The organism is Alcaligenes sp. RM2 (genome assembly GCF_052931795.1).
Genome location: NZ_JBRFIO010000005.1, coordinates 45,249 through 59,360, shown reverse-complemented (window position 1 = coordinate 59,360; position 14,112 = coordinate 45,249). Strand labels below are relative to the sequence as shown.

Annotated in this window: 9 protein-coding genes; 3 read left to right on the top strand and 6 right to left on the bottom strand. The window is 58.9% G+C overall.

What is annotated here, in order from left to right; genetic code table 11:
* Positions 1–508 precede the first annotated feature (508 nt).
* Complete coding sequence (locus ACU6HM_RS15770; protein WP_446764040.1) at positions 509–1,999, top strand: nucleobase:cation symporter-2 family protein; 1,491 nt, start codon at positions 509–511, stop codon at positions 1,997–1,999.
* Between the two features lie 78 nt (positions 2,000–2,077).
* On the opposite strand, the gene ACU6HM_RS15765 is transcribed toward ACU6HM_RS15770, so the two are convergent.
* Positions 2,078–2,941: a DMT family transporter gene (locus ACU6HM_RS15765; RefSeq protein ID WP_035270575.1), complete on the bottom strand. Its 864-nt coding sequence runs from the start codon at positions 2,939–2,941 to the stop codon at positions 2,078–2,080.
* A gap of 128 nt (positions 2,942–3,069) precedes the next feature.
* Here ACU6HM_RS15765 and ACU6HM_RS15760 point away from each other — a divergent pair, with 128 nt between their 5' ends.
* Both ACU6HM_RS15760 and ACU6HM_RS15755 read left to right on the top strand, forming a co-directional pair.
* Complete coding sequence (locus ACU6HM_RS15760) at positions 3,070–4,461, top strand: aminotransferase-like domain-containing protein (protein WP_446764039.1); 1,392 nt, start codon at positions 3,070–3,072, stop codon at positions 4,459–4,461.
* A gap of 85 nt (positions 4,462–4,546) precedes the next feature.
* Entirely contained in the window at positions 4,547–5,461 is a 915-nt protein-coding gene (locus tag ACU6HM_RS15755; protein WP_009463539.1) for a DMT family transporter, read from the top strand.
* 81 nt (positions 5,462–5,542) lie between these two features.
* Here ACU6HM_RS15755 and ACU6HM_RS15750 read toward each other — a convergent pair whose 3' ends face one another.
* The 5 genes from ACU6HM_RS15750 to tssK are packed head-to-tail and all read right to left on the bottom strand — an operon-like array spanning position 5,543 to position 14,105.
* Positions 5,543–7,162, bottom strand: a complete 1,620-nt coding sequence (locus ACU6HM_RS15750) for a PEGA domain-containing protein (protein ID WP_446764038.1) — start codon at positions 7,160–7,162, stop codon at positions 5,543–5,545.
* Positions 7,163–7,170: 8 nt separating this feature from the next.
* Positions 7,171–7,914 carry a type VI secretion system-associated protein TagF gene (gene tagF / locus ACU6HM_RS15745; protein WP_250756243.1) on the bottom strand — a complete coding sequence of 248 codons (744 nt, stop codon included), beginning with the start codon at positions 7,912–7,914 and terminating at the stop codon, positions 7,171–7,173.
* Position 7,915: 1 nt separating this feature from the next.
* Positions 7,916–11,515: a type VI secretion system membrane subunit TssM gene (gene tssM, locus ACU6HM_RS15740; protein WP_021447236.1), complete on the bottom strand. Its 3,600-nt coding sequence runs from the start codon at positions 11,513–11,515 to the stop codon at positions 7,916–7,918.
* Positions 11,512–12,768 carry a DotU family type VI secretion system protein gene (locus tag ACU6HM_RS15735; RefSeq protein ID WP_446764037.1) on the bottom strand — a complete coding sequence of 419 codons (1,257 nt, stop codon included), beginning with the start codon at positions 12,766–12,768 and terminating at the stop codon, positions 11,512–11,514. Before ACU6HM_RS15735 ends, tssM begins: the two co-directional genes overlap by 4 nt.
* Positions 12,769–12,782: 14 nt before the next feature.
* Positions 12,783–14,105 (bottom strand): type VI secretion system baseplate subunit TssK, encoded by a 1,323-nt coding sequence (tssK, locus tag ACU6HM_RS15730; protein WP_446764036.1) that lies wholly within the window; start codon positions 14,103–14,105, stop codon positions 12,783–12,785.
* Positions 14,106–14,112: the final 7 nt, after the last annotated feature.

The window sequence follows — 14,112 nt, the reverse complement described above, 5'->3', positions numbered from 1 at the left end:
TGCTGCACTGCAAAAAGATTAGCAGCTGCGAATGTTACCATTACGCAGTTGTTCTAATCTATAAAGAATTGAAATCGAGCAGGGCCGCACTGTAACAATCCGATGCTGTGCTAAAGCCGCAAGACGAGCTTTTTCAGGACTATCAGGCAGCTTACAAGGCAGTCATAACTGACACTTGCTGACGTTCCAATAGGCCTGACACAACCATCAAGTCGTAGTGAAAAACTCATTTTTGATACAAACACGACATACGCGCGACGAGCGCGAACCCGTTACTGGTGCCGGTATACAACGACCTTCCCCCATGACCTGACCATGTGTCACCAAAGCAGTGTTTTCCCTTAGCCGCATCAAAAACGCCCAAATCAGGGCGTTTTTTTTGGGGGTTATCCCTCATCTATAGCTAGGTCCACCTAGGCTCTATACGAATTGTCTTATGACAGGGCTGTCGCACGCCGTTACATTGAAATGGCTTCATCTAATAATTAATCCACTCTGGAGACATTTCATGGGTACGAACGCGACCACCGCACCCGTCGACGAACGATTACCGAACGGCAGGCTGGCTGCACTGGGCTTGCAGCACGTTCTGGTAATGTACGCCGGTGCCGTCGCGGTTCCACTAATTGTGGGCCGGGCATTAAACCTGACGTCTGAAGAAGTATCGATCCTGATTGCTGCTGACCTGTTTGTCTGCGGCATCGTGTCCATCATCCAATCGATGGGCTTTACGCAGTATTTTGGTATCAAGCTGCCCGTCATGATGGGTGTGACCTTTGCCGCTGTCGGCCCCATGGTCTCCATGGCACAGGCCAACCCCGGCCAGGAAGGAGCCCAGTTGCTCTTTGGCACGGTCATCGGGGCAGGGATCATCACCATGATCATCGCCCCTGCCGTCAGCCGCATGCTGCGCTTTTTCCCGCCTGTGGTCACCGGCACCATTATTGCCATGATCGGCATTACGCTGATGCGAGTGGGGATCAACTGGATTTTCGGTAACCCTGTTGGCCCTACCGCCCCCACGGTCATCAACCCCGACCACCTGGCCTGGATTCAGCACGCACAATCGGCCGCGGCCATGCCCGGCTCGGCCTTGCTCCCACCTCCAGAAGGTCTGGCCCTGAAAGCAACGGTACCGAACCCGCGCTACGCCAACCTGACTGGCCTGGGTATTGCCGCCATCGTGCTGACCTCGATTCTGCTGATCGCCAAATTTGCCAAAGGCTTTCTGGCTAACGTGGCCGTCTTGCTGGGTATTGTTATTGGCGCCGTTGTGGCCTCGGCCATGGGCATCATGACCTACGAGAAAGTCGCCAATGCAGCTTGGGTTGATCTGGTTCTGCCCTTCCACTTCGGGATGCCCAAGTTCAATATCCTGCACATTGCGACCATGACACTGGTCATGATTGTGGTGCTGATTGAGTCTACCGGCATGTTCCTGGCTCTTAGCGACATGACAGGCAAGAAAGTGGATCAGAAAGATCTGGCACGCGGCCTGCGCACCGACGGTCTGGGCACCTTGCTGGGCGGTATCTTCAACACCTTCCCCTACTCCAGCTTTTCGCAAAACGTGGGCCTGGTTGCCGTGACAGGCGTGCGCAGCCGCTTTGTCTGCGTGGCCGGGGGTGTGATTTTGATCATTCTGGGCCTGCTGCCCAAAATGGCTGCCCTGGTTGAGTCCCTGCCCACCGTGGTTCTGGGCGGTGCCGGGATTGTGATGTTCGGTATGGTGACGGCTACTGGTATCCGCATTCTGTCCGGCGTGGATTACAAGACCAACCGCAACAACTCCATGATTGTGGCTATCTCCATTGGCGTGGGCATGATTCCTCTGGTTGCGCCCAACTACATGCAGTGGATGCCTCACGCCATTCACCCGCTGATCGAATCGGGCATCCTGCTGACCTCGATTGCTGCCGTTCTGCTGAACTTGTTCTTTAATGGTGCTAAAGAAGATACGCATGCAGCGGTAGAAGCAGCCAAGCACGCGGAAGCCTAAAACGCTTGCTCAGCTTGTCTTGAAACCGGCCTGTCCATGAATGGGACAGGCCGGTTTTTTATCGTCCGGCTTCTGCCATCACGAAGCAAAGCGCCTCGCCCCCGCCACGCACAAGGCAGCGCCTAAAGTCACCCAGATCATGCTGGCATTGACGGACTCACCCAGCAAGGCGGCAGCCAGTCCCAGGCCCATAAAAGGCTGCAACAACTGCAGTTGCCCCACTGCGGCAATCCCTCCCTGCGCCAACCCCCGATACCAGAACACAAATCCCAGGAACATGCTGAACACTGACACATAGCCGAAACCTAACCAGGCTGCTGTATTCACATTGCTGAATGTTTGCGGCCAGAACCACAGCATCATGACGAACATGAAAGGCGAGGAGAGCACCAGGGCCCAGCAAATAACTTGCCAGCCACCCAAACGACGCGACAGGCGTCCACCTTCGGCATAACCCAAGCCACACACCACCACGGCGGCCAGCATATACAGGTCCCCTTGCCAGGCCGCATCCAGACCTTCTCGCGCAGCATAGGCCATCACCAGCAAGCAGCCCAAAACAGAGCACAGCCAGAACACGGGCTTATGCCGCTCTCCGGCCAAGACTACCCCGAAGAGGGCTGTGCACAAAGGCAACAAGGCGACATACACAATAGAATGCGCCGAAGTGATGTACTGCAAGGCCAGCGCCGTCAACAAGGGAAACCCCAGCACGACACCAAAACCAACCACGGCCAGGGGTAACAAGTCTGATCGCTTTGGCCGTGCCACACGCCCGATCAGCAACCAGACCGCTGCCAACAAGGCGGCGACTACCGCTCGCGCGCCAGTCAGGAAAAAAGGATCCATACCCAGCACAGCAACACGTGTGGCCGGCAGAGATCCGGCAAAGATTGCTACGCCTATAAAGCCATTTAGCCAGCTGACTGCCTTGCTATCCATCATTCACTCTCCAACAAAGATGCTTGTCAGTACAACACAGCTATGCCAGCATACACAGGCACAGTCCAGTACAGTTTTAAAAAACCGTACTGCTCACCGGACCCATACACCGTACCCGAGCCAGCCTCATGTCTGCTTTGACCCGTATCGACTACATCATGCAATCCGTACGTGATCGCATCGCGGCACGGACCTACCCGCCCGGTACCCGCCTGCCATCCGTACGCGCACAAGCAAAATCGGCAGGCGTGTCGGTATCCACGATTGTCGAAGCCTATGGCAGGCTGGCCGCTGAAGGTCTGATCGAGGCTCGCGCGGGTTCCGGCTTTTATGTGACGGCTCCTTTGGCTCCACTCAGCTTGGCCGCCCTGGAACCAGCTCTGGAAAAGGATATCGATCCTTTATGGATCTCGCGCCAATCTCTGGAAGCCGAGGCCGATGTCCTGATGCCCGGCTGCGGGTGGCTGCCCTCGGACTGGATGTATGACCAAGGAGTGCGCCGCGGTTTACGTAAGGCCGCCCGTAGCCCCAGCGCGGACTTGACGGACTACGGCTCGCCTCTGGGCCTAGAGCCCTTGCGACAAATGCTGGCCCGTCGTCTCGTGCAGTCCGAAATAGATGCTGCCCCGCATCACATCATGCTGACCGACTCGGGCACTCAAGCTATTGACCTGCTTTGTCGCTTCTTTCTGGAGCCAGGCGATACGGTCCTGGTGGACGACCCCTGCTACTTCAATTTCCATGCGCTGCTGCGAGCGCATCGGGCCAAAATCGCCAGCGTGCCCTATACCCATCAGGGCCCTGATCTGGCGGCCTTTGAGGCTGCCCTTAAAGAACACAAACCCCGCCTGTACATCACCAATTCAGGCATACACAATCCAACCGGCGCACGTCTTTCGGCCATGACGGCCCATAGCGTGCTGGCCATGGCGCAACGCGCCGACCTCTACATTATTGAGGACGATATTTTCGGGGATCTGGAGACCCGACCCGCTACCCGACTGGCGGCACTGGATGGGCTGTCCCGCGTAGTACAGATAGGCAGTTTTTCCAAAACACTGTCGGCCGCCTTGCGCTGCGGTTATATCGCGGCCCAGACTCCATGGATCGAGAGCCTGGTCGACTTGCGTACCGCCACCAGTTTCAGCAGCAACCGCCTGGCCTCACATATTCTGAACAGCGCGCTTGGCGACAGCGGCTATCGCAAACATCTGGAACGAGTTCGATACCGGCTCTCCAAAGCCATGGATCATGCCGTGGCACAGCTGGAGCAACTTGGCCTGACGCCATGGCTGCGCCCCCGCGAGGGCATGTTTCTCTGGGTCCGTCTGCCGGCCGGAAATGATGCCTTGAGCCTGACACGCGCCTGCCTGCCCCATGGCATCGTGCTGGCCCCTGGCCCTGTTTTCAGCCAAGCTCCTGATGCTGCCCAGTTTCTGCGTTTCAACGTCGCTCAATGCGGGGACAAACGCGTCTTCAACGTCCTGAAACGGGCTCTGAACAACGAGCTGTCTGTTTAAAGCATCAAGGGATTTCAGATCCTTCCACTTGAACGTTCCGCATCGATGTCCTGGTCGCGGCCAGAGGATTACAATCGGCTCTGTTATGCGGCCCATGCGGACCGCCGCCACCAATCTGACTCCCATGTCCCCCAAAGACTTACGCGATTTATTCCTGCTGGCCGCCATCTGGGGCGGCTCGTTTTTATTTACGCTGCAAGCGGTCCCCGACTTTGGCCCCTTTCCCCTGACCGCCATACGGGTCGGTGTCAGCGCCCTGGCCTTGATGAGCTACATCACCGTCACCGGACGCTTGCCCATCTTTCTGGCGAACTGGAAACCCATCTTTGCGCTGGGCATTCTGAATGCCGCCGTGCCCTTCTCCTTATACGCCTTCGCAGCCTTGCGACTGGAGTCTGGCTTGCTGGCCGTCTTGAATGCCATGGCTCCCTTGTTCGGCGCACTGGTGGCACGAGTCTGGTTGAAAGAGCGCCTGACACCCAGCCGGATTCTGGGCCTGTGTCTGGGCTTCCTGGGCATTCTGATTCTGGTGTACGACAAGCTCAGCTTCAATAAAGGCGCCGAAGGCTGGGCTGTGCTGGCATCTTTGCTGGCCACAGTGTTTTACGGTATTGCCGCCAACTTTACCGCCCGCTATCTGCGCGGCGTGCAGCCACAGGCAGTAGCAGCAGGCAGCATGGTCAGCGCAACATTGGTTCTATTGCCCGCAGCCATTTACTGGTGGCCCGCACAGTTTCCGGGCCTGCATGCCTGGGGGGCTGCGCTGTCCTTATCCCTGCTGTGCACGGCCGTCGCCTATCTGATTTTTTACCGCCTTCTGTCCAATGTCGGCCCCTCCAAAACCATTACGGTGACCTTTTTGGTGCCACCTTTTGGGGTGTTGTGGGGTGCCTTGCTGCTGGACGAGGCCCTGACCGCACAGATGCTGATCGGTATGAGTACCGTTCTGTTCGGGACATTGCTGGCTACAGGGCTGATCGGCAAGCGCAAGACGACGTAAGTCAGCTACGCCGCCTTCAAGCGTCTTCGTTCTCGGTTCTCGGTTCTCGGTTCTCGGTTCTCGGTTCTCGGTTCTCGCAGCCTATTTGAACTCGTGACTGACGCTGGCCGTCTTTCCTGAGCGCACTCGAATTGTTGTGCTGAACTCTGGCAATCCCGCATTCTTGACAACAATGCGGTGCGAGCCTGGAGCCAGTGACAAGGACTTCAAAGGCGGGCTGACACCTTGCTTTCGGCCATTCACATAGACCTCCCCCCAAGGCCGTATATCCAGGGCGATTGTGCCCTTGGCAGGTGGCGCAGGCTTGGCAGCGACAGGATCCAGTTGTTCCACATGATCGACTTGCGCGGAAGGCTCAGAGGAGTCGGTTTGCGTGCTTGCGGCCACCCCTGATGCAGTGGCCGTAGCAGTCCCGGTAATTCCCATTGCTCCGACACTTCCCGCTGCCCCGGTAGTTTCATTAACTCCGGGGGCGCCTGTTATTGCTGCTCCCCCTCCAGTAGCTCCTGTAACTCCAGCGGCTCCGGCTGTTCCGGCTGTTCCGGCTGTTCCGGCTGTTCCGGCTGTTCCGGCTGTTCCGGCTGTTCCGGCAGCATGATCGGCCAAAACCAGGCGAGCTGCATCATCCGATGTGTTTTGTGTTTGAACTGGCAAAGCAGGCTGCAAAGCTCCCGACTCGGCCAGCAGTTTCAACTCCGTTGTTGTCGCGGCTTGCGAGCCCGAAGCCTGGGCTAATTGCTGCCCTGTCACCGAGTCATTTTGTGCACCTGTCGACTGCGACCCAAGCTGATCTGATCCTGCCACCGAAGGCTGCCCCGATTGGGAGGCAGACCCCACCCCTGCACCCAAAGCAGCCACATCATTCGGCTTGGACTCTCCATCCGCTACCAGCCCGCCCTGCAACTCCGACGTGATTGATCCCGGTCCCGGCCTTGATGTGGACTCCTCAGGCGTGTCGCCCACCACCGCCGGACGATTGGCATCAGACGAAGCAACAGCGGGCCCGGAAGTATCGCCATCGCCGCTCCAATACGCCGCCCCCAGCCCTGCCAGAACGATTACTGCCAAGCCCGCCAGCCACAATGGCAAGGAAGGCCGCCGTTCAGGCGTAATCGGCAGCACAGTTTGCGCAGCGGGAGCATGTGCGGGCACAGGCTCTGGCACTTGCCCCAATCGTTCCAGCCTTCGGTAAGAAGCCATGGACTGAGGCCGCTGCACCCAGTCAAGGGCCAGACCCTGCAACATGGCCTGCGTCGGACCGTCCGCGTCCTCGTCCATCACCACAGGATCTTTCAACTGCCGCCAAGGGGCGGCCATCAGAGGAAAGCCCGTCGTCAGTTGCCAGCGCAAGGCCGCATAAGCGTAAACATCCGTCCAGGGGCCAGCAGGCCGCACAGGATCATCCACATATTGCTCGGGGGCCGCGCAAGGCTCATCAAAGGCCATACCCTGAGCACGCGCCTGTGCCAGACTGCGCTTGTGCATGTTCTGCTCCAGCGGCAATAACTGAACCAGACCTTCATCACTCAAAACCACCGTATCCAGCCCCAGCACGCCATACCATTCCTGGTGCTCATGCAGCTCGGCCAGTTGCAAGGCCAATTGATCCAGAATCACCAGCCGTTGGTCCAGCAGCAAAGAGTCCAGAATCTGCCCCAAAGGGCGACCCTGGACATCCTTGGCAGAGTTTGTACGTTTCATGAAAGGTCTCACCATGGTTGATAGGCGCGGCTTGCTGCATCTGCCGCTGTTGCTGACACGAACAAGCGCCGAAACAGGGCCAGACTTAGCTCGCCGCTGTGCGTCACGCTGCGCCAGCCAGGATTGTTCATGCCCAGGCACCACCAGTAACTACGGTGGGAGCCGGGCTCCAGACAAGGCTGCAGGACAGCCCACGGGTCTTGTGGCACAGACGGCGCACGAGAGCCGTACAAAACATCCAGAATGTCCTGCCCGGCATCACGCTGCTCGGACTGGGCGGCAACACTCTCCGCCAGCAAACCGGCATAAGGCACGGCACTACACAAAGTTTGATCCAACTGGGTTGCCGCCCAGCAAAACCGCACCCCTTGCTGCAAGGACAGGCCCAATTGCTCAACCATATTGGCCAGTACAGGCAGACGGACACGCTGACATTGCTCGGCATTCAAAGGCACCAAAGCGCACACCAGATACTCGCGCCCAACCCGGTCCTGACTGGGCATGACCGCTCCTGCTTGCACGCCCCCTTGCGGCAAGGACATCAGAAATCCCCAGGCATGGACAGGCGAGCTGGGCATATTGGCTCCAGCAGTCTTGCTGGGCGAACGAATCTGGCTGACACCACTGCTGAACCAGCGCTCCCACGGCAACAAAATCGGCTCGGGCATACGTCGACGTACAAAGTCCCCCATGGCCGGAATCTTGCCGTACCACATCACCTCCGGGCTGGAGTCGAAATCATCCTGGCGCATCTCAATGGCTCCCCGGGCAGCTAAACCCTCTCATCTCCGCCAAACGCCACGGATTCCTGGAGCTATTGGCCACCACATCCACCACAAACTGACGACTCCCCAAAGCAAAAGACAAGCGCTGTGCCCCGGCAGACGCACCCGATACAGGCTGTGCCTTGTCCAGCAATCGCAACAACGCCCAGGCACCTGTCGCCCTCATCCCTGACCCTTCGGATTGTGGCTGTGCCTCCAGACTGACCTGACGGCCCCCGCGCGGCCCCGGCCACTGTACCCCCATGGCAACCTGTGGGCCATGGGCATAACGCAGCACCTGGCCATCCACATCCAGCAGCACTTGCGACAGTTCTGCATCCAGCTGAACCGGAGTGAACGCCATATCAATACGCGGTTGATTACTGCCTGCCGGGAAGAACACGTCCCGAATCACAGCCGCACGCTGAAACGCATCCAGATAACGGAAGTTGGCCGCTGCCTGCCCATCTATGCCCGGTTTGAAACGCCAGCGTCCACCTGACATATCCACCTGATGCATCAGATGCTCTTGAAAAAAGGCATCCATCAAGCCACCCGGCGCAAACATGCGGGCAAAATCATTAGGTGCGACATCCTGCCTGGATTGAGCGGCGAAGGGATATCGACCGGCAATCGCACTACGGCAAAACTGACCAATAGTGGCATTTACCAACTGCCCCAAACTGGCTTGAGTCCGCGACGCGATCTCGGCAGAAGCACCTACCGAAAACTGATCCAGCGCATCACGCAAAGGCCCAGGCAACCGACCTGCCTCTGCCTGCAACTTGGTCAAGACATTGGACTGCGGCGGTGTACCCGCGCTGCGCAGAGCAGCATCCGAGGAGGTCAAGAAAGCATAGAACTCATCCAGCAACTCCAGGGTGCCATCAATAGGCGCTGGTGCCCCGCCACTACTGGAGGCCAGACGGTGATAAGGCTCGAAGTGCTGATCCACAATCGCCTCTACCTGCTTGGCCTGGGGCTCATTACGACGACTACCCTCCAAGCCGACCGGGCCAAACATCTGCTCCAACGCCTGCCGGGTATCGTCCAGCCGCACTTTGGCTTGTGCCCCCAAGGAGGCCCCCTGCTGCGCATCCTCTCGCAACAGACGAGTTTGCAAAGCCACCTGCTGGACCAACTGCTTCAGGGGCGAATCGGCCATGGACAAGGTCCGAGCCAACTGAATGTTTTCCAGCAAGCTGCCGCCTTGCAGCAGGCGCAAATCAGCCAGATACTCATCCCACACACGCACATAATCCAGCAGATACAGACGACGCAGCTCCTGGCTTGCCGCACGACGCGCCGCCTCGGACTGCCCTGCGCCCGTATCCAGCCCCAGAATCCAGCGGTCATCCTCGCGCATCTGCTGCAATTCGCTGTCGATACGTGGTTCAACCACGGTCCAGTACCCCTCGTAGGTGTACAGACCGTCTATCCCTTCGGTTAACGGTTTGCCACTTTCGCGCTTGAATACAGAGGCCGCGTATGGCCCGGCCATGCCTGAGACCGACATAGGTATCAAACCGGGTGTGGCGGCCAGAATACGGCGCATGCGGCTATAAGTGCGCTGCTCCAGACTGATACGCGCCAGACGTTCCCGGCTTTGTTCAATCAAGGCTTCATTGCGCGGGAAGGGATTCAAGAGCAAGCCCGCCTGCGTCACTGCACGGACATGGCTCTCCAGCCTGTCGTATTGCGACTGGGTAAAGCCAGCCGGCAAGTCCTGCTTCAAACTGCCCAGCAACCAGGTCTGCAAATGGGCAGCGTCATAGCGCCGCGTGTCGTATAGCATCAAATAGGCGCGCAGGGCCTCGTAGCCGTACTCCAGGTCCTGCGCCTGCTCGCTACGCAACACGGTTTCGATACGACGCGCCAGCAAGGGGGCCAGCAATTTCTCCAAAGCGCGTTGGTAGACGGTATCGGCAGCGGCCTTCATCTTGTCACCCTGATACAGGCCCATGCGCCGCTCCAAACCGGGCGCATTCAAGGGAAACTGATCGCTTTGCGGCAGCAACGACAACATATCCAGCAAAGGCAGCAAGCCGACCGCCGGGGTGGTATCCAGCACCTGTGTTTGGTCCGCCTGTTGCTGAGCCTGCGGAACACGTCCTTCAACCTGCTCCACATAGCTGCGGTTCAACAGAAAGCTGCGACTCCAGGCCAGCCCCAGTAGCAACACACCCACCGCCACCAGACCGTAGACCAGAAAATGACGCAAGCGCACGCGGCGCTCCCAGCGCTCGTCGCGGCCTGCAACACCGGCCTCCTGAAAGATCAGCTCTTTCAGCAGCTGGGTCAGAAAATAGCTGCGGCCCTGACCGGCCACCGGCTGCGCTTGATCCGCCTGCACATCCACTTCCAGATACTCGCGCATGGAGTCCCGCACCTGATCCAGACGCACACCTCCTTGCCGACCACTGGTGAAGTACACGCCGCGCAGCAACAGGGGTGCCTCGAAGCGGGACTGGCTAAACACCTGTTCCAGAAACTCCTCCAGCACCGGCCCCAGGCGAGCAAACTGTTGTGGCAGCAGATAGGCTTCGGCACGCACGCTTTCGTTGGGCTGCTCGGCCATCACGGCCGCCAGACCACGCTCCAGGCGTTGATGCAAGGCTTCGTACTCGCGCCCATAGGTATGCGACAAGGAAAATCCCGCTTCGCGCGAGCTTTCATAAGGCAAGGTGAAGCCCCAGACCTGCTCCAGTTCCTGACGATCACAATGGTCGAAATACTCCTGAAAGCCCTGGAGCAAATCCATTTTGGTGACCAGCACATAGATAGGAAACTGAATCCCCAAACGCTCGCGCAATTCAGCCAAGCGCTGGCGCAAGACCTGCGCATGATCGTGACGTTGCGCGGCCGTGCTGGACAACAAATCTGGCACGCTGATAGTCAGCAAAGTGCCATTTATCGGCTGCCTGCGGCGATAGCGCTTGAGCAGGCCCAGGAAACCACGCCATTCCTGCTCATCTCCTACCGGATCACTTTCATGCGTGGTGTAGCGTCCTGCCGTATCCAACAGGACGGCTTCGTCGGTAAACCACCAGTCACAATTGCGCGTGCCCCCCACACCTCGCAGAGACGTTTTTCCGTAGCGCTCCGACAAGGGAAACTGCAAGCCGGAATTGACCAGCGCTGTGGTTTTACCTGCTCCGGGTGCACCGATGAACACATACCAGGGCAACTGATACACGTACTGACGCGACAGCAAGGAGCGCAAGCGTCCGCCCATATGCGAACCGAAGCGAATCCGCTTGAGCAGTTCGATGGCCTCATCAAACTGGCTTTGCAAAGGATGCGGCGTAGCCGTATTGCTCGATGCTGATGCCTTCTGCGCCGGGCGGCTTAATTGGCCTAGCAACTGCGCGTTCAAGCGGCCTTCACGCCAGCTGCGCCACAACAAGCGCAGCAACCAGAACACCACCACCACAGCCATCGCAATCCAGCGCGACGGCTCGGTTTCCAATGGCCGGGTTTGGCCAATCGCCAATAAAGGCCCCAGCAACCAGATCAGCACCAGCAGAATCAGCACACCCACAAAGGTCCAGACGCTACGGCTAAAGACCAGACTCAAAAGACGTGTCATTGCCCGGCCTCCTTGCTCAAGGGCACGATCGTGATCTCCACCCGTCGGTTCTGTGCCCGACCTTGAGCGGTGCCATTGTCTGCCACAGGCGCAGCATCGGCCCGGCCTTGTGCGCGTACACGTTCTGGCTGACTCAAGCGCTCCTGCAAGACGGCCTTGACCGAATCGGCACGAGCCTGCGAGAGATGAAAATTGGAAGGAAAGCGCACACTGCGTATGGGGACGTTATCGGTATAGCCATCTACCAGCACCAAGCCCGGCGCGGCTTCCAATGCATCTGCGATACGTGCAATAACGGGAAGCAACGGCGCACGGATCTGGTCAGCTCCTGAATCGAACAGGCCGTCGCCGCGCAGGATAATGACGCTGCGATCGGCCTGATCTCGCACGGTCAGCAGACCCTCGGCCACCTCGGGGGCCAGCAGCTCTGCCAAGGCCAAAGGTGCTGGCGGTGCGACGCCACTAGACGGTGGTTGGCCCTGTGTCTGCAAGGCCGGCAGGCGCAAAGCCACAATGTCCTCGAAAGCCCGATCAGACTGCCGGTTCAGCAACAGACTGGTACCCAGATACATCAACAAGCACAGCAGCAAGGCCACACAAACGGCCACCCAGATAGGCACAGGCAAAGGCTTGCCAACTTTCTGCGCCGGGTTGTCGCGCCAATGCGGGGACAGAGCGGCTGGTACCGTCTGCCCATACTGGCGCAAGCTCATGTACAGCCGTTGGCGCACGGTTTCCAGCTGGCTGGCGCCCTGCTCATGCACGCGATAGCGGCCTTGAAAACCCAAAGCCAGGCAGAAATACATCAGCTCCAACAGCTGTAAATGCGCCGCCGGGCTTTGCATCAATTTATCCAGAAGCTGAAAGAACTTCTCGCCGCCCCAGGTTTCATTATGAAAAGTGACCAGCAAGGTGTGCGAGGACCAGACTCCGGCTTGCCCCCAAGGGGTTAGCGCGGCCGCCTCATCCAAGGTCGTGCACAGGCAATAACGAGCGGCCAGAATGGTTTCATTGGCCACGGGCACGGCCTGGGCGCGCAACTCAAATTGACGGATTTCAGCCACCAGCTTGGCACGCAGACCTGCCGGGTCTGCATGTCGGGCGCTGCGGCGTATATCGGACACCATCACCAGCAAAGGGTTGGCGGCCTCCAACAGGGGATTGGCCCCCTGCGGAACAAAGCGCGGCGCATCCGCCCGCGATCGGCGCTCGTCCGGGACCGGGCCGTTACTCCAGGAAACTGTCTCATTCATAGCCATGCTCCGGATCAGCGGCGTATCGCCCAAAACTCAAGTTGCAGGCCAGGAAAGTCTCCGGCCAAATGCAGGGCCAATGCGCCGTTCTGCTCCAGCTGACGCCACAGCTCGCCGCCTTTTTCCAGCTCGAAGTAGGTGAATCCTGCGTGATACGGCAAGGCTCGTGGCGCGACAGACAAAGGCTGCAAACCGATGCCCGGCAATTGCAGATGCACCAGATCGCGGATGCGTTCTACCGGCCCCAATTTCACCTGTGCCGCAAAATGCTGCCGCACGGTTTGGGCGGGCAAATCGGCCTGCACGGCCAACACAAAACCCGCCTGCCGCAAGAGCGCACGATCCGCAATCTGGGCCAGACGTACGCCCTGCCCCTTGTCCTCCAGTGCAATCGACACGGCCTGCTGTTCCAGGACCACGGACAAGGCACGGCGCAACTCCAGCACCAGCGGCAAGAAGGACTGGGCCAGATCGTCATGCTGATAGGAAGGCCAGATCAGCGGCTGACGCCCGTCCTGGGTGTAGGTAGCCAAAGCACCATGTAATTCCATCCAGGCCTGATACAGCTCGCCAGGATGTACGTGTACGCGCTGCTCCATGGCCCACAAGGCAGCCCGATAGCGATTGACCAGCTCCAGCATCATGAAGTCGGCCACATCGCCCTGCCCGCGCCCTCCCGGCCCCAGGCGTTCTGCCAAAGCTTGGGCACGGGTCTGCAATAACGCCTGTACATCCGCGCTTAGAGCACTTAGCCGGGCATGGGCCTGAATGGACAAGATAGGGGGAATGAAATCCGGGTCCAACACCAGCGAGCGGTCAGGTCTGCGCTCCAGAATGCGGGCCACGGGCATGGCAACACTGTCTTCATACACCTCGGATTCGGGCAGCAAAACAGGCTGCAAACGCCCCAGTTGCGACAGGCACGGTTCAGGTGACAAACCACTGCTGTCATACAAATCCTGCTCGCTGACCACATAACGCGAACGACGCGAGCTGTGCCCATCAAACTGAACCTCTGCCCGCCCGGCCTGACGACGAGGCAGCACCAGCATCAGACGCTCGGGACGCACCACTTCAGGGGCTGTCCAGGCCACAATCTGCATCGCTCCCGGCCTGCAATCAAAAGGCGTGCCATCCGGCAACAAGCCGCGCGCTTCGCGCAATGCGACACTGCCCATACTCAGGGCCTGTTCGTCCAGACTCAAGGTTTCAAAGCCCCAGCAAAACGGCTGCGCAGCCCGCCTTCCGGCGTGGGCATAGTGCTCCAGATAGCGCTCCATCTGCTGAAAATGCTGAGGCCGTAAAAACAGCCCTTCGGTCCAAATGACTTTATCCATTGAAATA